Here is a 20,747-nt window from a genome sequence, read left to right as displayed (position 1 = left end):
TAAAATTAATATAATTTTTTTTAAAAAAATAATTATCAATTGATAATAATATATACAAACCTTTTGTAAAATATTATATCATATTGAAATATTTTTTAATAAACAAAAAAAACAAATAATTAATATATTAAATCTAAATAATCTGTTATAACCAATTAGTATGAAATGAACCATTTTTATCATATCGTTTATACGTATGAGCACCAAAATAATCCCTCTGAGCTTGAATTAAATTTGCTGATGAAAAAGAAGTACGATATCCATCATAATAAGAAATAGCAGCAGAAAAAGCAGGAACAGAAAGACCTTGTTGAATAGCATAAGATACTACTTCACGTAATGCAGTATGATAATTATTAGCAATCTCCTGAAAATATGAAGAAAACAATAAATTAATTATCGCATTGTCAGACTCATACATTTTGACTATTTTTTTTAAAAAAGATGCTTGAATAATACATCCTCCACGAAAAATTTTAGCAATATTATGATATTTTAAATTCCAATCATATTTATTTGATGCGCAATGCAACTGAGAAAAACCCTGAGCATAAGAAATAATTTTTCCTAAATATAAAGATTTTCGAATTTGTTCAATAAAAAAATCTTTATTCATCGAGATAGAATTAACCTTCGGTCCTTTCAATATTTTAGAAGCTAAAACTCTTTGAGATCTTAAAGAAGATAAATATCTAGAAAAAACTGATGAGGTAATTAATGTTAATGGTTCATTTAATTCTAAAGCATCCAAACAAGTCCATTTTCCAGTTCCTTTATTAGAAGCTTCATCTACAATAATATCTATTAAATCATTTCCATCATTATCTTTTTTAAGAAAAATATTTTTAGTAATTTCAATTAAATAACTACTTAATTCACCTTTATTCCAATTACAAAATACATCAGAAATCTGTTGATTATTTAAAAATAAAAGATTTTTTAATATTGCATAAGTTTCTGAAATTAATTGCATATCTGCATATTCAATCCCATTATGAACCATTTTTACATAATGACCAGCACCATCTGGACCTATATAAGATACACAAGGTTCACTTTCAACATGTGCAGAGATGGATTTTAAAATAGGAGAAATAATATCATATGCTTCCTTTTTCCCTCCAGGCATAATTGACGGTCCTGTTAACGCTCCATATTCTCCACCAGAAATTCCAGATCCAATAAAATTAATATTATAATTTAATAAATCATGATATCTTCTTACAGTATCCTTATAAAAAGAATTTCCGCCATCAATAATAATATCTCCTTTCTTTAAAAAGGGAATTAAATTAGAAATAATTTCATCAGTAGCAGAACCTGCTTGTACCATTAATAAAATACATTTTGGGGAATTCAAAGAATAGACAAAATCTTGGATCGAAAAATATGGAAAAATTGTTTTTTCTTGATTTTCTAGAAAAACATCTTTTGTTCTTTTCGATGTTCGATTAAATAAAGAAACATTATATCCATGATTTGCTATATTTAAAGCTAAATTTCGACCCATAACTGCCATACCTAATACACCAATATCATTTTTTTTCATTAGTATTGATCCCTATTGATTTTAAAGTAACTTTTTAAAAATAAAAATAAATTATTAAAAATAAGATATCAAAAATTTATATAATTCAAAAAATAATTTTAAAAATATCATTTTGATATTCTTTGAATTAAATTTTTAATTACACTTAAAAAATCCAAATCTTTTTGATGTAATAAAACAATCAAATGATAAATTAAATCAGAAGATTCATTAATTATGTCGATTCTATTATTACTTAAAGAAGAAATAACTAACTCCACCGCTTCTTCTCCTAATTTTTGAGCAATTCTTGAAATTCCTGTAGAATGTAAACGAGCAGTATAAGAAAGATTACAATTGCTATTTTTTTTAGCATTAATATTCTTCTCTAAATAAAAAAAATCAGTAAAATATGATCTTTGTCCAATAAAACAACTATTTTCATTTAAATGACACGTTTGATTTATAGGATTAACTAAAATTAATAAACTGTCTTGATCACAATCTAATATAATCTTTACAACATTTAAAAAATTTTTTGATTTTTCTCCTTTTGTCCATAGTCTTTTTTTAGTTCGTGAATAAAAAGTAACTTTTTTTTCCTTTTGTGTAATAGATAATGCTTCTGGATTCATATATCCATGCATCAATACTTCACTAGAAAAAATATTTTGTATAATACATGGAATTAATCCAGATACTTTTTCCCAATCAATACTTGATAGTTTTTCATCATTTAACATCTTCTGATAGTTACTCCCATATTAATTAAAAAGTTTTTTAATTTCTGAATACTAAAAATATTATTATGAAAAACAGAAGCCGCTAAAGCGCCATCCACATTAGATTCCTGAAAAACATTATAAAAATCTTGCATACTGCCCGCACCACCAGAAGCTATTAATGGTATTTTACATACAGATTTAATTTTTTTTAATTGTTTTAAATCATATCCATGTCGCATACCATCATGATTCATCATATTTAATACAATTTCTCCAGCTCCTCTTTTTTGCACTTCTTTTACCCATGAAATAGTATCCCATATAGTCTTTTTAGTAAATTCTGAACGACCTGTGTACTGATAAACGTAATAACATTTGGTAAATTCATCAAACCAAGAATCTATACCAACAACAATACATTGCTGACCAAACTGATCTGCAATACGAGTAATTAAATCAGGATCATTGATTGCCGGAGAATTAATTGATACTTTATCAGCCCCAAAAGATAAAATTTCTTTAACATCTTGAACGCTTTTTATACCACCCGCAACACAAAATGGAATATCGATAACTTCAGCTACCTTGATAATCCAACTTTTATCCACTAAATGATTATCAGACGAAGCACAAATATCATAAAATACTAATTCATCCGCACCTTCAAGAGCATATTTTTCAGCTAATTGAAGAATATTTCCAACAACTCTGTGATTTTTAAATTGTATTCCTTTAACTACTAACCCTTCTTTTACGTCAAGACATGGAATAATTCGTTTTGCCAGCATTGCATTGCCTCTAAAATAGTAAACTTATTTTCTAATAAACCCTTTCCAATAATCACATCATGTATTCCAATTGTTTTTAATTTAGATAAGTCATCTATTGAACTAACACCGCCAGAAGCCTGAAAATTAATATTTTGAAATTGATGAATCATCTCTTGATATAACCGAAAATTTGGTCCTGATAACGTTCCGTCTCGAGAAATATCCGTACATAATACATATTTAATCTGTACAGATAATAATTCTTGCAAAATATCTTCTATTTTTTTTCCTGTATCTTGTTTCCATCCATGAATAAAAACTTTTTTAATATTATTTTTATCGATTTGAATATCTAATGCAACTACAATATATTCGTTGCCATAATATTTAATCCATTTCTTAACTGTCTCAATATTTTGAATAACAGAAGAACCAATAACAACCCTTTTTACCCCTAAGGATAAAAAATAATCTATATCACGTTCATCTCGAATACCACCAGCAACTTGTATGTAATCTGGAAAATAATTTATTATATCTCGAAAAAAACTTTTTTGTTTTAATCGAGGATTACGGGCACCATCTAAATCAACAAGATGTACTGTTTTAACACCTAATAATTGATATTGTTCTAACATATCATGAATATTATAATCATAATATTTAATCAAATTATAATCCCCTTGATATAACCTTACTATTTTATTTTGTATAATATCTAACGCTGGAATAATCATTTATGTTACATCTCTAAAAAATTTAATAATAAACGAGAACCAACTTTACCAGATTTTTCTGGATGAAACTGTACACCAAAAAAATTATTTTTTTGAATAACTGAAGTAAAATAAGCTCCATAATAAGTTTGAGAAGAACTATATTTATTAATTTTAAATGCATAACTATGAATAAAATAAAACCATGAACCTTCTTTAATACCATGAAATAATGGATTTCTTACATAATAAAAAACTTGATTCCAACCTGTATGTGGTAATGGTAAATTATTAGTATCCAATAATACAACAGGTTCATCAATAATATTTAACATGTTAATCCCGCGAGATTCCTCACTGAACGAAGAAAATATCTGCATTCCTAAACATATCCCTAATATAGGAAAAGTTAAATTTTTAATAAGTGAAACTAATTTTTTTTTAATTAATCGATTCATAATTGACGAAGCACTTCCAACTCCAGGTAAAAACATTTTTTTAGCAGAAGAAATAATTTTGGGATTATCTGTAATGATAGGATAATATCCTAATTTCTCAATCGCTAATCTCATTGAAGCAAGATTAGCACAACCTGTATCTAATATTACTATAGACATAACTATAAAATCCCTTTTGAAGAAGGTAATTGATTTCCTTCAATAACAATTGCCTGTCTTAAAGATCTACCAAATGCTTTAAATAAACTTTCTATTTGATGATGATCATCATTTCCAGTACTCACTAAATGAATTGTACTTTTCATAGAAACTGATAAAGACCTAAAAAAATGTTCTACCATACACGTACTAAAATCATTAACATATTGATGACCAAAATTACCTAAAAATTTTAAATAAGGCCTGCCAGATAAATCTAATAAACAATAAGAAGAACTTTCATCCATAGGAACATAAAAACCAAATCTTCCAATTCCATGCTTATTTCTTAAAGATTTTAAAATAGATTTACCTAAAACGATACCAGTATCTTCTATTATATGATGATCATTAATATCAAAATCACCATCTACATTAATATGCATAGTAATATTAGCATGTACAGCAATTTGATCTAACATATGATCAAAAAATTTTATACCAGTATGAATAATGCTATTCTGAGAACGATCTAACCATAATTTAATTACAACTCGAGTTTCTTTTGTAATACGACAAATCTCAGAAGATCTATCTTGACTAGATAGAATATTTTGAATATGAAGCCAATTCATAGTTTTTTGATTATACAAAATACCATTAATATCAATATTTTTTGCAAATTCTAAATCCGTTAATCGATCTCCGATCACATAACTATTTTTTTTATCTAAAAGATTATTAGAAATCCAATATTGGACTAAACCGGTTTTAGGTTTTCGGCAATCACAATTGTCACTAACAAAATGAGGACAAACTAAAATATCATGAAAATAAACTCCTTGCGAAAAAAATGTATCTAACATAAATTTATGCGGAAGAATAAATGAATCATAAGAAAAACCTCTTGTATACAAACCGTCTTGATTAGTTACCATAACTAATTTAAAATTTCGTTGAATCAAATCTTTTAAAACAGAAATTACATGAGGCTCAAAAACTAACTTTTCTAAAGAATCTATTTGAAAATTATCCATGGGTTCATGTATCAATGTTCCATCTCTATCAATAAATAATGTTTTTTCCTGCATATATAAACCTTATAAAAAAATATTTAATAAAAATATTATTTAATATTTTTTAGTGAATGAATGATGTTTAAACATTCCATAGTAGTTCCAACCGATATTCTAATATATCCTTTAGAACTAAATTCATGATCTTGATTACGAACTATAATTCCTTGTTTCCATAAAATTTGAAATACATTTTTCGAAGAAATAGTTTTAATTAATATATAATTAGTTACACTATTAAATATTTTTTCAATAATTGAAATTTTTCTTAAATTCTGTAATAACCATATTTTATTACGATTTAATTTTAAAATTCTATCTTTCATGATATTAATATGAAAATTACTTAACGCTTGAATCGCAATATCTATTACAGGAGATGGTAAGGGATATGGGGCAATTACTTTTTTTAATAAATTAATAGTCTGTTTATTCGCTAATGTAAAACCACATCTGATACCAGCTAAACCAAAAGATTTCGATAAAGTTCTTAATATAACTAAATGAGAATAAAAATTTAATAAATATACTAAACTATAAGAATAACAAAATTCAATATATGCTTCATCAATAATAACTAATGCTTTTTTATATGTAACATTTAGAATATTAATAATATTAGAAAAACTTAAAAATTCACCAGTGGGATTATTTGGTCGACAAATATAAATTAATTTCACATCATCAAGAGCATTCATGAAATTAGATAGACTAAAACCATGATCAAAATTTAAAAAAATAGATTTATTTTTAATATTATATATTTCAGAAATTTTGGAATACATAGAATACGTAGGGGGAAAAGTAATAATACAATCTTTTTTAGGGGTACAAAATACTTTCATTAATAATTCAATAGCTTCATCAGAACCTCTACTAATCAAAATGTTTTGAATAGAAACAGAAGAATAATTAGCATATTTTAAAAGTAAATCTTTTGACTGACATTCAGGATATCTATTAAACATTGAATTATTTAAATTAAATGGAATTGGTATAGGAAATTCATTAGCATTTAAAAAAATGCTCCCAACCCCACCAATCATTCTAGCCGATTTATATGGCTTTAATGATCGAATATGTTTACATGCAATTTTTTTTATATAATTATTCATTTTTATTCCTGATAGAATCAATTCGTAATTGAATAGCATTATTATGCGCATCCATTTTTTCAGATAAAGATAGAGACTTAACAATATGAGACAAATTTTTTAAACCTAAATAAGTTAATTCTTGTATATTTATCCTTTTTTGAAAATCCATCAATCCTAATCCAGAGGAATAAGTTGCACTCCCATAGGTTGGTAAAACATGATTTGTTCCAGAAGAATAATCGCCTACAGATTCTGGAGACCAAGGTCCTAAAAAAATTGAACCAGCATTAGTAATACTTTTTAATAAATTTCTTGGTTTCTTGATATGAATAATTAAATGCTCTGGCGCATACATGTTAGATATTTTTGCGCATTGTAGCAAATTTTTAGTCAAAATAAATTTACTATGTTTTAATGACTCAATAATAATCTGAGATCGAGATAAATATAATATTTGTTTATTAATTTCTAATATGACATGTTTTATTATATTTATACTAGTAGTTAATAATATAACCTGAGAATCTATACCATGTTCAGCTTGCGATAATAAATCCGATGCAATAAAAGAAGCATTCGATTGATCATCAGCAATTATAAGTAATTCTGAAGGACCAGCAGCCATATCAATAGAAAAATTTGGTAACAATTGATTTAATTGTGATTTTGCTTCTGTTACATATGCATTTCCTGGACCAAATACTTTATCAACCTTGGGAATAGTATTTGTTCCAAACGCAAAAGATGCAATTGCCTGAGCTCCACCTACCTCAAAAATATTATTCAATCCGCATATTTTAGCAATATACAGAATTTCATTAATGATTGGTGGAGGAGAGCATAATAAAATATTTTTACAACCAGCAATTTGAGCAGGTATTGCTAGCATTAAAACAGTCGACAATAATGGAGCAGTACCGCCAGGTACGTACAATCCTACTGATTCAATGGGTGAAGTAATTTGTTGACAACGAACACCATTTGAAGTTTCTACATCAATTGTTTGATTAATTTGCTGTTTATGAAAAAAATGAATATTTTTAAAAGAAGTTAAAATAGCGTTTTTAAATTCTGAACTAACTTGATATTCAGATTGATTAATTCTATCTTGAGGTACTTTAAAATGATTTAATGAAATATTATCAAACTTAGTGGTATATTTTTTAAGTGCAATATCTCCAAAATTACGAACGTTAAAAATAATTTTTTCTACCTCTTTTTTTAATCTGTTCATTCTTGAGATACCAGGCCTAGATAAAATATTTTTTTTTTGAAAATCATTTAAAATATTCCAATGAATTACCTCACAATTAAAAATCATATATTTACTCCATCATTTTTTCAATAGGTAAAACTAAAATAGAACTTGCACCTAAAGCTTTTAATTTTTCCATAGTTTCCCAGAAAACTGTTTCACTACTTACCATATGCAAAGCTACTTTATCTGTCTCTCCCGCTAAATTAGATATAGTAGGATATTCTGCTCCATGTAATAAAGACATTACTTCATTTAATTTTGATGATGGGGCATGTAACATAATATATTTAGATTCTCTAGCCTTTATTACCCCCTGAATTCTTGTGATCAATTTGCTAATTAATATATTTTTTTCAATAGAATAGTTTCCCGTACGAGATATTAAACAAGCTTTTGAAGAATAAATAACCTCAATTTCTCGTAAACCATTTGCCTCCAAAGCAGCACCTGTAGATACTAAATCACAAATTGCATCTGCTAAACCTGCTCTTGGGGCAACTTCAACCGAACCATTTAATATAAAAAAATTAAATTTAATTCCCTTCTTAAAAAGATATTTTTTTAATAAATAAGGATACGAAGTAGCAATACGAGAATTATTTAAGGAATTTATATCAAAATATGATTTATTTCTTGGAATAGCTAAAGATAATCTACACATACCAAAATCTAAACGTTTTATAACCTTATAACTAAATTCCTGAAAATTTGCCTGTCGCTTTAAGGATTCCTCTTTAACGACATTTTCTCCAACAATACCTAAATCTACTACTTTATCCATAACTAATCCAGGGATATCATCATCTCGAACTCGAACAACGTCAATAGGCATATTCTCAGAAAAAGAAATTAATTGTTTACGTTTCAAATTAATTTTAACTCCACATCGAAATAATAATTCCCTAGAATCTTTACTTAAACGACCTGATTTTTGCATCGCAATACATAATCGATTTGAACTTAACATAAAACTACCTTATAAGAATAAAATATTATTAAAAATCAACATTTATTAAATTGACATATATAATTATTATAATTATATATCATGGAAATAATAATAATGATAATATATATAACTATAATTTATCACCTGTTCTTTTGGATCAATACTAACAAAGCTGCACTACTACCAAAATTTTTAGAAGCTTGATGAAAAGCTAAAATATCTGGATGTTTAGATAACCATATAGGAATAGTATATTTTAAAATGTTCTTACCATGTCCATGAATAATTAAAAAACAAAAAAAATTTTCTTTACAACATAAGTAAATTATTTTACCTAATTCTTTTTTGGCTTCATATTGATTTAAACCATGTAAATCAATACAAATATCTGGAATATATCCTCCCGATTTTAATTTATTTAACTCTGATTTAAATAACACTGTCCTAACATATGAAATAGGATTATTTAAAAAATAATGATTAGAAGAATTTTTATTAAAAAAGTAGCTATGAGATTCTTGTTCTTCAATTTCTTTTCTTAAAGAAACATTCTTATTACTTTTTTTCTTAGAAATATGAAAAACAGTATCTTGTTTAATTTTACGAACTCCGGTGAGATATTTATAAAAAAAAGAAATATCTTCAGAAAAAAAATCAGAATTTTTATTCATAAAAATTTATGCCAAATTAAAATTAATTTTTAAATCTTTTAAATAATATAATTATAATAAAGTATTTTCTTAAATAAAAAAAATATTTTAATATATTAATTTAAAATATAATATATATTATGTATTTAAATAAGAATATATATATTATATTCAACATAATAATTTAAAAGATAAATAAAATACATTAAAATTTTATTATAATAAAAATATTTTTAAGGATACAGAATGGCTGGAAATACAATTGGTAAACTATTCCGCGTTCATACATTCGGGGAATCACACGGATTAGCACTAGGATGCATAGTAGATGGAATGCCACCAGGGATTAAAATATCGAAACAAGATTTGCAAAAAGAATTAGATAGAAGAAAACCAGGTCAATCAAGATATACTACACCACGACGTGAAGAAGATAAAATTAATATTCTTTCTGGAACATTTGAAGGAATAACGACAGGAACAAGTATTGGTTTAACGATTACAAATAACGATCAAAGATCAAAAGATTATAATGATATTAAAAATAAATTTCGACCAGGTCATGCAGATTATACATATAGTATAAAATACGGAATTAGAGACTATCGAGGAGGAGGAAGATCATCCGCCCGAGAAACAACAATGAGAGTTGCAGCTGGAGCAATTGCAAAAAAATATTTAAAAGAAATTTATAATATTCAAATTCGGGGGTATCTATCAGAAATAGGATCTACTGTATGCAAATTCCGATCTTGGAATGATGTTAATAATAATCCTTTTTTCTGTCCAAATGAACAGAATCTCGAAAACATTAAAAATATTATTAAAAATCTTAAAAAAAACGGAAATTCCATTGGTTCCGCAGTAACCATAATTGCCGAAAATGTCCCAATAGGATTAGGAGAACCTGTATTTGATCGATTAGATGCAGATTTAGCACATGCATTAATGAGTATTAATGCTGTTAAAGGAGTAGAAATCGGAGATGGGTTTTCTGTAATCCAACAATTTGGAAGTAACAGTAGAGATGAAATCACCCCAAATGGATTTACAAGTAATCACGCTGGTGGAATATTAGGAGGAATTAGTAATGGAGAACAAATTATTACTAAAATTGCAATTAAACCAACATCAAGCATTAATATACCAATTAATACAATAACAAAAGACGGAAAGGCAACTAATATCCAAGTAAAAGGAAGGCATGATCCATGTTTGGGAATTCGTGCAGTACCAATTGCAGAAGCAATGGTAGCAATAGTAATAATGGATCATATATTAAGATTTAAAGCACAATGCGGAAAATAAATATTTTAAAAAATAAATCAATATTTGTGAGAAAAAAATGCTTAAAGGCAGTATCGTTGCAATAATTACACCTATGGATGAAAAAGGAAAGATTTGCAAAACCAGCTTAAAAAACCTTATACAATACCATATTAAAAATAAAACAAAAGGTATAGTAGCTGTTGGAACAACAGGAGAATCATCCACTTTAAATCAAGAAGAACATGTTCATACCGTATTATTAATGTTAGAATTTTCGGAAGGGAAAATTCCAATCATCGCTGGAACAGGTGCAAATTCTACCTCAGAAGCTATTATTTTAACAAATAAATTCGAAAAATCAGGAATTCTAGGTTGTTTAACAGTAGTTCCTTATTATAATAAACCCACACAAAAGGGACTATACGAACATTTTAAATTAATTTCAGAAAATACAGATATACCTCAAATTTTATATAATGTACCCAGCAGAACGGGCTGTGATATGTTACCTAAAACAGTAATTAAATTATCTAAATTAAATAATATTATAGGTATTAAAGAAGCTACTGGAGATTTATCTAGAATAAATACAATTAAAAAAAACGTTAATAAAAACTTTTTGCTTATTAGTGGAGATGATAACACTGCATTAGATTTTATACAACTAGGAGGTAACGGAGTAATATCCGTAACAGCTAACATTGCCGCCAAACAAATGTCCAAAATGTGTAATTTAGCATTAAAAAATGATTTTATCAATGCACGAATTATCAACAATAAACTCCAATCAATACATGAAGCACTATTTATAGAATCAAATCCAATACCAATTAAGTGGGCTGCTTGGAAATTAGGTATGATTAAATATCATACATTAAGATTACCATTAACACCCTTATCGTTTAATTCTCAAAACATCTTAAAAAAAGCTTTAAAACAATCAAATATTAAAAACCACTTTAAAAATATATAAAAAATTATATCTCAATTAAAATATTTACAATCAATTTAAAAAATTTTTATATTTTAAAGTAATATATAAGAAAAACAGAGTATCAAAAACAGATACTCTGAAAAATATATAAATATATCTCATATGACATATTATATAATTCAAATAATAGAGATATGATGCAATTATACTAATATTTTTTTCATAATATTTTCATATATCAAACTTAAACACTTTAAATCTGTAATTTTAACATGTTCATTAATCTGATGAATAGTATTATTTATTAAACCTAATTCAATTAATTCAGAACATATTCTGGAAAGAAATCGACCATCGGAAGTTCCTCCTGTTGTGGAAAAGGTTGTATCAATATTAGAAATTTTTTTTACAGAATGCATAACAATATCTGCTAAGTTATGAGATATATTCAAAAACGGCTCTCCTGATAATCTCCATAAAATTTTATACTTCAAATTATGCTTTGATAATAAATATAAAACATGGTTCTTGATATTATGTAAAGAAATATCTGAACCAAATCTAAAATTAAAACTAACCCTTAATTCTCCTGGAATGATATTATCACTACCTGTTCCAGAAGAAATATTGGAAATTTGTAATTTAGTAGGAGAAAAATCCTTATTTCCATGACTCCATTGAAAAGAAGTTAACTCGTTTAAAAAAGATAAAGAATTATGTATTGGATTATCTGCATTTTCAGGATAAGCAATATGACCTTGCGAACCATAAATAAATAAATCTACATTTAATGATCCTCGACGTCCAATTTTAACCATATCTCCAATAATGTTAGTACTGGAAGGCTCACCTAAAATACAATAATCAATTTTTTCTTGAATAGATTCTAAATAATTTACAAGCTTTACCGTACCATCTACAGCAGTAGACTCTTCGTCAGATGTAATTAAAAAAGACAACCTTCCATTATAATTCGGAAAAGAATAAATAAATCTTTCAGCTGCTATAATCATAGCTGCTAATGCCCCTTTCATATCAGAAGCACCTCTACCAAATAAACATCCATGACGAATAGTAGGAATAAACGGAGGAGAATGCCAAAAATTGACATTTCCTGCAGGAACAACATCAGTATGTCCTGCAAAAGATAATGTCACCCCCTCTCCACGATAAGACCATAAATTATTTGTATTATTATAATTTAAATATACTGACTTAAAACCCATATAAGATAATCGATCTGAAATAATTTTTTGACAACCTAAATCTGATGGACTAATAGATGGAATAGAAATTAATTCTTTTGCTAAATTAACAATAGGACAATCCATTTTTGAATACTCTTCTGATAATATATATATTTTTAAATAAAAATATAATTAAAAATAATATATTATATCATAATCAATAAATTTATTTTTTTAATAATTTTATTGACTGCTCTACGATATTATCTACAGTAAATCCAAATGTTTTAAATAATTCATGAGCAGGAGCAGACTCCCCAAAAGTATCCATTCCAATGCAAATTCCATTTAACCCAATATATTTATACCAAGAATCTGATATTCCGGCTTCTATAATAATTCTATTCAATACATATTTTGGAAGAATCGATTCTTTATAATTTTGATCTTGGGTTTCAAATAAATCAATAGAAGGCATGGATATTACACGAGAATGATATCCTAATTGATATAATCGTTTTGCAGATAAAATAGCTAAACTTAGTTCCGATCCAGTAGATATAAAAATAATATCAATATTTTTTCCATAATCTTTTAATATATATCCACCACGATTAATATCTTTAATTTGCTGCTTTGTCCTTGAAAATTGTTTTAAATTTTGTCGAGATAACACTAAAGCAGTTGGACCTTGATACCTTTCAATAGCATTTTTCCAAGCAATAATAGTTTCTACAGAATCACTAGGTCTCCAAACACTCATATTAGGTATAGAACGTAAATGAAATAAATGTTCTATTGGTTGATGAGTTGGACCATCTTCACCTAAACCAATAGAATCATGAGTATACAATAAAATTTGCCGAGTACCCATTAAAGATGCCATTCGAATTGCATTCTTTGCGTAATCTGAAAATACTAAAAAAGTAGCAGTATATGGAATAAATCCACCATGATGCGCAATACCATTAGCTATTGCAGTCATACCAAATTCTCGTACACCATAATGTATATAATTTCCAGAATAATCTTTTTTAATAGAAACAGAACCAGACCAAGTGGTTAAATTACTCGGCGTTAAATCTGCAGATCCTCCAATTAATTCAGGTAATAATTTACCAAATAATTCTAATGCACCTTGAGATGATTGTCGAGTAGCAATATTAATAGGATGATTATTAATTTTTTCAAGATATCTAAAAATATTTTTTTCCCAATTTTCAGGTAATAAACCAGACATACGACGAACATATTCATCTGATAAATCTGGATAATCAATTTTATATTCTGCAAATAATTCGTCCCATTGAGTTTCTGCTTTCAAACCGTCCGTTTTAGCATTCCAAGCATGATAAATTTCATCAGGAATATAAAAAGGGGGATATTTCCAATTTAATTCTTTTCGGGATAAATCCACCTCCTCTTCTCCTAAAGGAGCACCATGAACATCCGCTTGTCCAGATTTATTGGGAGAACCAAAACCAATCGTAGTATCACAGATAATGATAGAAGGTTTATCAATAACTTGTTTTGCTATTTGAATAGATCTAAAAATTTCATCAGAATTATGACCATTAATTCCAGAAACAACATGCCAGTTATATGCTTCAAATCTTTTTTCAGTGTTATCATTAAACCAATCTTTTGTATTTCCATCAATTGAAATATGATTATTATCATAAAATAAAATCAATTTTCCTAATCCTAAAACACCAGCTAAAGAACAAGCTTCATGCGAAATTCCTTCCATAAGGCATCCGTCTCCAGCAAAAACCCAGGTATAATGATCAACAATATTATATTTTTTACGATTAAACTGCATGCTAAGAATTTTTTCTGCAATAGCCATACCTACCGCAGAAGCTAAACCCTGACCTAAAGGTCCAGTAGTAACTTCAATACCAGGAGTATGCCCAAATTCAGGATGTCCAGGAGTTTTAGAATATAACTGCCTAAAATCTTTTAAATCATCAATTGAAAGATCATAACCAGTTAAATGTAATAAACTATATAATAACATAGAAGCATGACCATTAGATAATACAAAACGATCTCTATTATCCCAATACGGATTGCTAGGATTATGCTTTAAAAAACTTCTCCATAATACCTCCGCGATATCAGCCATACCCATTGGCGCACCAGGATGTCCAGAATTTGATTTTTGAATAGCATCAATGCTTAATATACGAAGCGCATTAGATAATTCTTTTCGTGAATACATATTAATTATCCTTTCATTATCATAAATAAAGTAAAATATAAAAAATTTTATTACATCATTGAATATAAAATTTTCTCTAACTTTTCTTGATCTTGACTAAACTGATATATTCCATAAGATAATTTTTCAACAGCCATTAAATCTGAATTATGTTCCCAACGAAAATCAGATTCATTTAAGGGAATAGGTTGTTCATAAAATATTGTTGGTAAAGATAATTTTTTTTTAATGATTCCTTGATATTTATTTAATTCATTCAATAAATTAGGAGAAATAGTTAAATAATCACATCCCACAAGAGATAGTATTTGATTAATATTTCTAAAACTAGCGCCCATAATAATAGTTTTATAATTATGCTTTTTATAATATTTATATATCCTTTTTACAGATAAGACACCCGGATCATTCATATTATTCTTAGATTTTAAAAGATTTCTTTCGGAATACCAATCATAAATTCTACCTACAAAAGGAGAAATTAAAAATACACCAGCTTCGGCACATGCTCTCGCTTGAGCAAATGAAAATAATAAGGTTAAGTTACAATTAATATTCTCTTTTTTTAATTCTTCAGCGGCCCGAATACACTCCCAAGTAGCAGCTAATTTAATTAAAATTTTTGATCTATCAATACCCTCTTCTTCATACATAGAAATAATTTTTTTTGCTCGAGTAATGCATAAATCTTTATGAAAAGATAATCTACAATCAATTTCACTAGAAATTTTACCAGATATATATTTTAAAATTTCTTTTCCAATATTTACCAATATCTTATCAGTAGCATTAATAATTTGAGTATTAGTATTTCCTCCAATTTTTTTAGCATATAAAATAGCATTAATAACTAAATTTTGATAGATTGGTAAATCTATAATTTTTAAAATTAGAGAAGGATTAGTAGTGACATCCTCTGGTTGATATTTAATAATCTCATTAAGATCACCACTGTCAACCACAATCTTTGTAAATTTTTTCAATGCTAACAATTGATTCATTTAATCTATCCTATAAATAAAACAAATGAAAATATTATTTATTTAATATTTAAAACTAAAACATTTAAAATATCAAATATATTTTTTAATTACAATGGATACATTTACACCACCAAAACCAAATGTATTAGACATTCCTACTGAAAATCTAAAATTATTCTTCGAGATTAAAATATTCATATTTTTTGAAAATGAATCTAAATTATCAATATTGACACTAGGAACAATAAAATTATTATTCATCATTAATAACATATAAATTATTTCATGTACACCAGAAGCTCCTAAAGAATGACCAGTAATCGATTTTGTAGAAGAAATATATGGCTTATTCTTTTTAAACACTTCTTGAATAGCTTCTAATTCAATTATATCACCAATCTTAGTAGAAGTAGCATGAGTATTAATATATTCTATAGAAGAACAACTAACATCCAACATTGCCATATCCATCACTCGAATATATGCTGATTTTGATGGTAAATACATATGATCTCCGCTGGAATTCATACCAATACCAATAATTTCAGCATAAATTCGAGCATTTCGGAGTAGCGCATGTGATAACTCCTCAAGGACCAAAATACCTGATCCTCCAGAAACAACAAAACCATCCCTATTAATGTCATACGCTCGAGAAGCATGTTCGGGAACATGATTATAATTTACCGATAAAGCGTTCATTATATCAAATCCAAACACTGATTCACAATCTAATGCTTCGGATCCGCCCGCAAAAACAAGATCTTGTTTTCCAAAACGAATTAATTCAACTGCATGTCCAATACAACTAGCTGAAGTAGCACAGGCGGAACTAATAGAATAACTAATACCATAAATATTATAAGCAGTTGACAAACAAGCAGATATATTAGAATGCATAGTTTGTATAGAGAAATATGGATGAAATATTTTTTTATAGTTTGATATAGAGAATTTTTTAATATCATACAATATTTTATTAATAAAAAAATTCCCAGAACCTACAACCAATCCTATTCTAGGATTTTTTTTATAAATATTATTTTTTAAATTAGCATCTCTAATTGCCTGTTGCATTGATAAATAAGCATAATATGATGCATCATTCATAAATCGAAATAAATCTCTTTTAATATAATTTTGTTTTGGTAATTTAATTTCCCCCCATACATTACTTTTCATACCAAAATCTTTCATTTCGGGAGAAAAAACAATTCCAGATTTTTGTTTCTCTAAAGAAGATAAAACATCTACCTTGTTATTTCCAATACTAGAAATAATACCCATTCCAGTAATTACAACACGTTTCACTAAAAAATCCTAACAATTTTAGTTATAAATTAATTATAAATGTTATACGAAAATGAAAATTTAATAAATAATATATTTATGATTAATTTAATAATTTAGAATAAATATACTTTAACCAAATTAATATATTTCGATATCAATAATTTTAAATAAATCATTAAAATATTAAAAAAATTATATAAAACAATGTTAATAAAATATAATTATGGTATATAAAATTTCAAACTAAAAAATTAAAAATATAAATATATGAATCAAAAATATAATGGAACATTATATGTTATCGCAACACCAATTGGAAATTTACAAGATATTAGTATAAGAGCGATTAATACTTTACAAAAAGTAGACCTAATTGCGGCAGAAAATATTCAACATACAAAGAATCTTTTAAGAAATTTTAAAATTAATAAAAAAATAATTTCATTACATATACACAATGAAAATCAAAAAATACCTCAATTAATTGAAATATTAAAAAAAAAAAAAATAGCCTTAGTTTCAAACGCTGGTACTCCTACTATAAACGATCCTGGATATCAATTAGTAAAAATGTGTCATAAAAATCATATTATTATCCACCCCATACCAGGACCATGTGCAGCAATCTCTGCATTAAGCGCATCAGGAATATCAAATAAAAAATTTTGTTATGAAGGATTTATACCTAAAAAAAAAACTGAACGAATAAATTTTTTAAAAAAAATTTCTAAAAAATCAAAAACAACAATATTATACGAATCATGTCATAGAATTTTAAAAACCATGCAAGATATTGATTTAATCATAGGAAATAAAAAAAATATAGTTATCGCCAAAGAAATAACTAAAAAATGGGAGAAAATAAAATATGGAAAACCAATTGAAATATTATCATGGTTAAAAAATGATAAATATGGAGAAAAAGGAGAAATAGTAATTATTATTGAAGGAGAAAAAAAAAAAAAAAAAATATTTTCTTCAAAAATTTTCAATACATTTCTAATATTAAAACAGGAATTATCAACAAAAACCTCAATTAAACTGACTGCATCAATATATAAAATAAATAAAAATGATTTATATAAATTTATTATAAAAAATATGACAAATAACTAAAAATATATTATAATTAAAACAGTTGACCAGACAGTCGCTGATTAAAAAAATAAATGATTAATCAGAGGAAAGTCCGGGCTCCATAGAGCATGGTGCCAGGTAACACCTGGGAAGTATAATACTTACGACAAGTGCAACAGAAAAAAAACCGCTGAAATATGATGATTTCACATAATTAAGCAAGGGTGAAAAGGCGTGTTAAGAGCACACCGCATATTTAGTAATAAGTATGGCAATGTAAACTCCACCTGGAGAAAGGTCAAACAAGATTAATGTATGACTCGTACGCATAATCTGGGTAGACCGCTTGAACCATAAAGAAATTTTTGGTCTAGATAAATGACTGTCTAAAACAGAACCCGGCTTATTGGTCAACTTCAAATAAAATTTATAAATTTTATATACCTGAAATTTGCATTTCAGACAATAATATCGAACCGCAGTGAATAGATGTTCTATCTTCAAAATCATTACTAATATCCAAAATGTTCTTCCACATATCTTTTAAATTTCCAGAAATAGTAATTTCATGTACTGGAAAAATTATTTCTCCCTTTTCCACCCAATATCCAAAAACTCCTATAGAATAATTACCAGTAACGATATTTACACCCTCCCCCAAAAATTCAGTAACTATTAGTCCAGAGAACATTTTTCTTAATAAATTTTTAAAACTAATATTTGAAGACCCCGATACAAACCAATTATAAATTCCACCAGCATGACCAGTAGTAACAAGATTATTCTTTTTTGCATAATAATTATTTAACAACCAAGTATTTAAAATACCTTTCTTGACAATAATCCTTGTTTGAGTCATCACTCCTTCAGAATCAAAAGGTTTAGAAAATAAACCTTTATCTATATGAGGATTTTCTGTAATACTTAACCAATCTGGAAAAATCTTTTTGTATAAAGAATGTAATAAACAAGTAGATTTTCTATAAACATTAATTCCGCTAATTGCAGAAACAAAATATGAAAAAAAATCATCTGTAATTTCAGACGATATAATTACTGGAGATTTAATTGTTTTTATTTTTCGAGAATATAAACGAGAGATTGATTTCTTAGAAGCATCATGAGCTATCCATTTGCAATCTTTTAAATCACATAATTCGCGCGAAAGAGTATAAGAAAAAGCACGCTCCATTCCTGTACTTGCTCGAGAAATAACTGTATTAGAAATTGAATGTAAGGTTGTTTCATACCCCTGTAACATTCCATAACTGTTACCTAAAACATAACTATTCATATAACTTGAAAAATTTATATTTTCAATATTTAAAATTTTGGAATCATAATCCCGTGAATATTTTTCGATTAAATTAGAACGTTTTATTGCTTCTAAAATATTAAAATTCGAGGGATAAAATAATTTAATTTTAACACTTTTAAAAGATAATAAATTAGGATCCGGTAAACCAGAAAAATAATCTTCAGAAGTATGTTTCATAATATCTAAGGCAGCATTTACTGTTTTTTGAATACCTTGTATACTTAAATCAGTTGAAAAAGAAACACCTTTTTTAAAATTTTTATATACAGTAATACAAATCAAATTATCATTCCGAAACTCTACATTTTCTACTTTATAATTTCTAGTATTTAAACTAATACCGAGAGTTTTTTTAATAACTACTTCAGAACTATGAGTATCTTTTTTTAAAATACTCAAAATATATAAAATTAGTTCTTTAAAATCACTTTGATTATTCCATAATTTATTAAGATCATATTGCATAAAATTCCCTTAAAAGATTATTATAGTATTTAATTAAAGTTTATGATATTATGAAAATAATTTATTTATATATTCAATAAAGTAAAAAATACTATGAATCTTAAAAATATTATATCAGGGATAAATATCCCAAATGATATATATGTTATTATTGAAATTCCTCTACATTCTCACTCAGTAAAATATGAAATTGATAAAAAATCAGAAATATTATTTGTAGATAGATTTATACTTACTCCAATGCTATATCCTTGTAATTATGGATATATTAATCAAACAATTTCTAAAGATGGAGATCCATTAGATGTACTTATTCCTATACCATACCGGTTAGAACCAAAATGCGTCATTCAATGTAAACCTATTGGAATATTAAAAATGGTAGATGAATCGGGAGAAGATGCAAAAATTATTGCTATTCCCAATGAACAAATCTATCCAGAATCTAAAAATATTTTAGATATTCAAGATTTATCCAATCACATTAAAAATCAAATAGTTCATTTTTTTAAACATTATAAAGATCTAGAAAAAAATAAATGGGTAAAAATTATAGGATTTGAAGATTCTAAATCCGCAAAAAAAGAAATTAATTTATCAATTAATCGATTTAAAAAAAAATAAAAATAAAC

General features: G+C 26.5%; 19 protein-coding genes and 1 other RNA gene. 5 read left to right on the top strand and 15 right to left on the bottom strand.

The features are described 5' to 3' along the window. Window positions 1-145: 145 nt before the first annotated feature. From gnd to smrB, 10 genes are all read right to left on the bottom strand, one after another. Window positions 146-1,549 carry a decarboxylating NADP(+)-dependent phosphogluconate dehydrogenase gene (gene gnd, locus AB4W55_RS00400; RefSeq protein ID WP_367672583.1) on the bottom strand — a complete coding sequence of 468 codons (1,404 nt, stop codon included), beginning with the start codon at window positions 1,547-1,549 and terminating at the stop codon, window positions 146-148. Between the two features lie 107 nt (window positions 1,550-1,656). Next, on the bottom strand, window positions 1,657-2,271 hold the full coding sequence (hisIE, locus tag AB4W55_RS00395) for a bifunctional phosphoribosyl-AMP cyclohydrolase/phosphoribosyl-ATP diphosphatase HisIE (RefSeq protein ID WP_367672581.1): 615 nt from the start codon (window positions 2,269-2,271) through the stop codon (window positions 1,657-1,659). Continuing rightward, complete coding sequence (gene hisF, locus AB4W55_RS00390; protein WP_367672579.1) at window positions 2,265-3,041, bottom strand: imidazole glycerol phosphate synthase subunit HisF; 777 nt, start codon at window positions 3,039-3,041, stop codon at window positions 2,265-2,267. The genes hisIE and hisF overlap by 7 nt, the downstream gene beginning before the upstream one ends. After that, a complete protein-coding gene (hisA, locus tag AB4W55_RS00385) occupies window positions 3,005-3,760 on the bottom strand; it encodes a 1-(5-phosphoribosyl)-5-[(5-phosphoribosylamino)methylideneamino]imidazole-4-carboxamide isomerase (RefSeq protein ID WP_367672577.1) in 756 nt (251 codons plus the stop codon). Before hisA ends, hisF begins: the two co-directional genes overlap by 37 nt. A 5-nt stretch (window positions 3,761-3,765) precedes the next feature. Further along, entirely contained in the window at window positions 3,766-4,356 is a 591-nt protein-coding gene (hisH, locus tag AB4W55_RS00380; protein WP_367672575.1) for an imidazole glycerol phosphate synthase subunit HisH, read from the bottom strand. 2 nt (window positions 4,357-4,358) lie between these two features. Further along, window positions 4,359-5,426 (bottom strand): bifunctional histidinol-phosphatase/imidazoleglycerol-phosphate dehydratase HisB, encoded by a 1,068-nt coding sequence (gene hisB / locus AB4W55_RS00375; RefSeq protein WP_367672573.1) that lies wholly within the window; start codon window positions 5,424-5,426, stop codon window positions 4,359-4,361. A gap of 35 nt (window positions 5,427-5,461) precedes the next feature. Continuing rightward, window positions 5,462-6,526, bottom strand: coding sequence for a histidinol-phosphate transaminase (gene hisC, locus AB4W55_RS00370; protein WP_367672572.1), 1,065 nt, complete (start codon window positions 6,524-6,526; stop codon window positions 5,462-5,464). Further along, window positions 6,519-7,829 (bottom strand): histidinol dehydrogenase, encoded by a 1,311-nt coding sequence (gene hisD / locus AB4W55_RS00365; protein WP_367672571.1) that lies wholly within the window; start codon window positions 7,827-7,829, stop codon window positions 6,519-6,521. Before hisD ends, hisC begins: the two co-directional genes overlap by 8 nt. A gap of 4 nt (window positions 7,830-7,833) precedes the next feature. Next, window positions 7,834-8,733 (bottom strand): ATP phosphoribosyltransferase, encoded by a 900-nt coding sequence (gene hisG, locus AB4W55_RS00360; protein WP_367672569.1) that lies wholly within the window; start codon window positions 8,731-8,733, stop codon window positions 7,834-7,836. Between the two features lie 122 nt (window positions 8,734-8,855). Beyond that, on the bottom strand, window positions 8,856-9,386 hold the full coding sequence (gene smrB / locus AB4W55_RS00355; RefSeq protein WP_367672568.1) for an endonuclease SmrB: 531 nt from the start codon (window positions 9,384-9,386) through the stop codon (window positions 8,856-8,858). A 225-nt stretch (window positions 9,387-9,611) separates the two neighbouring features. Here smrB and aroC point away from each other — a divergent pair, with 225 nt between their 5' ends. Both aroC and dapA read left to right on the top strand, forming a co-directional pair. Continuing rightward, on the top strand, window positions 9,612-10,673 hold the full coding sequence (gene aroC / locus AB4W55_RS00350; protein WP_367672566.1) for a chorismate synthase: 1,062 nt from the start codon (window positions 9,612-9,614) through the stop codon (window positions 10,671-10,673). A 37-nt stretch (window positions 10,674-10,710) separates the two neighbouring features. Then, complete coding sequence (gene dapA, locus AB4W55_RS00345; protein WP_367672565.1) at window positions 10,711-11,607, top strand: 4-hydroxy-tetrahydrodipicolinate synthase; 897 nt, start codon at window positions 10,711-10,713, stop codon at window positions 11,605-11,607. Window positions 11,608-11,771: 164 nt separating this feature from the next. On the opposite strand, the gene dapE is transcribed toward dapA, so the two are convergent. From dapE to AB4W55_RS00325, 4 genes are all read right to left on the bottom strand, one after another. Then, window positions 11,772-12,899 carry a succinyl-diaminopimelate desuccinylase gene (dapE, locus tag AB4W55_RS00340; RefSeq protein ID WP_367672563.1) on the bottom strand — a complete coding sequence of 376 codons (1,128 nt, stop codon included), beginning with the start codon at window positions 12,897-12,899 and terminating at the stop codon, window positions 11,772-11,774. A gap of 82 nt (window positions 12,900-12,981) precedes the next feature. Further along, entirely contained in the window at window positions 12,982-14,979 is a 1,998-nt protein-coding gene (gene tkt / locus AB4W55_RS00335; protein WP_367672562.1) for a transketolase, read from the bottom strand. 50 nt (window positions 14,980-15,029) lie between these two features. Beyond that, a complete protein-coding gene (gene tal, locus AB4W55_RS00330; protein ID WP_367672560.1) occupies window positions 15,030-15,980 on the bottom strand; it encodes a transaldolase in 951 nt (316 codons plus the stop codon). Window positions 15,981-16,052: 72 nt separating this feature from the next. After that, window positions 16,053-17,273, bottom strand: coding sequence for a beta-ketoacyl synthase N-terminal-like domain-containing protein (locus tag AB4W55_RS00325; protein ID WP_367672559.1), 1,221 nt, complete (start codon window positions 17,271-17,273; stop codon window positions 16,053-16,055). Window positions 17,274-17,522: 249 nt separating this feature from the next. Here AB4W55_RS00325 and rsmI point away from each other — a divergent pair, with 249 nt between their 5' ends. Both rsmI and rnpB read left to right on the top strand, forming a co-directional pair. Further along, window positions 17,523-18,371, top strand: coding sequence for a 16S rRNA (cytidine(1402)-2'-O)-methyltransferase (gene rsmI / locus AB4W55_RS00320; protein ID WP_367672558.1), 849 nt, complete (start codon window positions 17,523-17,525; stop codon window positions 18,369-18,371). Between the two features lie 18 nt (window positions 18,372-18,389). Further along, window positions 18,390-18,754, top strand: an RNA gene (gene rnpB, locus AB4W55_RS00315) — RNase P RNA component class A. Window positions 18,755-18,768: 14 nt separating this feature from the next. On the opposite strand, the gene pmbA is transcribed toward rnpB, so the two are convergent. Next, entirely contained in the window at window positions 18,769-20,115 is a 1,347-nt protein-coding gene (gene pmbA, locus AB4W55_RS00310; protein ID WP_367672556.1) for a metalloprotease PmbA, read from the bottom strand. A 93-nt stretch (window positions 20,116-20,208) separates the two neighbouring features. Here pmbA and ppa point away from each other — a divergent pair, with 93 nt between their 5' ends. After that, the gene (gene ppa, locus AB4W55_RS00305; RefSeq protein ID WP_367672555.1) at window positions 20,209-20,739 is read left to right on the top strand and encodes an inorganic diphosphatase; all 531 of its coding nucleotides are present in this window, start codon (window positions 20,209-20,211) and stop codon (window positions 20,737-20,739) included. Window positions 20,740-20,747 lie beyond the last annotated feature (8 nt).

It is taken from the genome of Buchnera aphidicola (Symydobius americanus) (assembly GCF_964059135.1).
Taxonomy (GTDB): Bacteria; Pseudomonadota; Gammaproteobacteria; order Enterobacterales; family Enterobacteriaceae; genus Buchnera_L; species Buchnera_L aphidicola_AJ.
The sequence above is the reverse complement of the archived record's forward strand: the minus strand, read 5'-3'. Positions and strand labels throughout refer to the sequence as shown.

What these genes read in the sequence shown, in the direction of transcription:
- hisB (WP_367672573.1), bottom strand. Translation starts at nt 5,426, where the DNA reads ATGCAGGAAAAAACATTATTTATTGATAGAGATGGAACATTGATACAT.
- dapA (WP_367672565.1), top strand. Translation starts at nt 10,711, where the DNA reads ATGCTTAAAGGCAGTATCGTTGCAATAATTACACCTATGGATGAAAAA.
- pmbA (WP_367672556.1), bottom strand. Translation starts at nt 20,115, where the DNA reads ATGCAATATGATCTTAATAAATTATGGAATAATCAAAGTGATTTTAAA.
- hisD (WP_367672571.1), bottom strand. Translation starts at nt 7,829, where the DNA reads ATGATTTTTAATTGTGAGGTAATTCATTGGAATATTTTAAATGATTTT.
- gnd (WP_367672583.1), bottom strand. Translation starts at nt 1,549, where the DNA reads ATGAAAAAAAATGATATTGGTGTATTAGGTATGGCAGTTATGGGTCGA.
- rsmI (WP_367672558.1), top strand. Translation starts at nt 17,523, where the DNA reads ATGAATCAAAAATATAATGGAACATTATATGTTATCGCAACACCAATT.
- hisG (WP_367672569.1), bottom strand. Translation starts at nt 8,733, where the DNA reads ATGTTAAGTTCAAATCGATTATGTATTGCGATGCAAAAATCAGGTCGT.
- smrB (WP_367672568.1), bottom strand. Translation starts at nt 9,386, where the DNA reads ATGAATAAAAATTCTGATTTTTTTTCTGAAGATATTTCTTTTTTTTAT.
- hisA (WP_367672577.1), bottom strand. Translation starts at nt 3,760, where the DNA reads ATGATTATTCCAGCGTTAGATATTATACAAAATAAAATAGTAAGGTTA.
- hisC (WP_367672572.1), bottom strand. Translation starts at nt 6,526, where the DNA reads ATGAATAATTATATAAAAAAAATTGCATGTAAACATATTCGATCATTA.
- ppa (WP_367672555.1), top strand. Translation starts at nt 20,209, where the DNA reads ATGAATCTTAAAAATATTATATCAGGGATAAATATCCCAAATGATATA.
- hisH (WP_367672575.1), bottom strand. Translation starts at nt 4,356, where the DNA reads ATGTCTATAGTAATATTAGATACAGGTTGTGCTAATCTTGCTTCAATG.
- tkt (WP_367672562.1), bottom strand. Translation starts at nt 14,979, where the DNA reads ATGTATTCACGAAAAGAATTATCTAATGCGCTTCGTATATTAAGCATT.
- dapE (WP_367672563.1), bottom strand. Translation starts at nt 12,899, where the DNA reads ATGGATTGTCCTATTGTTAATTTAGCAAAAGAATTAATTTCTATTCCA.
- hisIE (WP_367672581.1), bottom strand. Translation starts at nt 2,271, where the DNA reads ATGTTAAATGATGAAAAACTATCAAGTATTGATTGGGAAAAAGTATCT.
- tal (WP_367672560.1), bottom strand. Translation starts at nt 15,980, where the DNA reads ATGAATCAATTGTTAGCATTGAAAAAATTTACAAAGATTGTGGTTGAC.
- aroC (WP_367672566.1), top strand. Translation starts at nt 9,612, where the DNA reads ATGGCTGGAAATACAATTGGTAAACTATTCCGCGTTCATACATTCGGG.
- hisF (WP_367672579.1), bottom strand. Translation starts at nt 3,041, where the DNA reads ATGCTGGCAAAACGAATTATTCCATGTCTTGACGTAAAAGAAGGGTTA.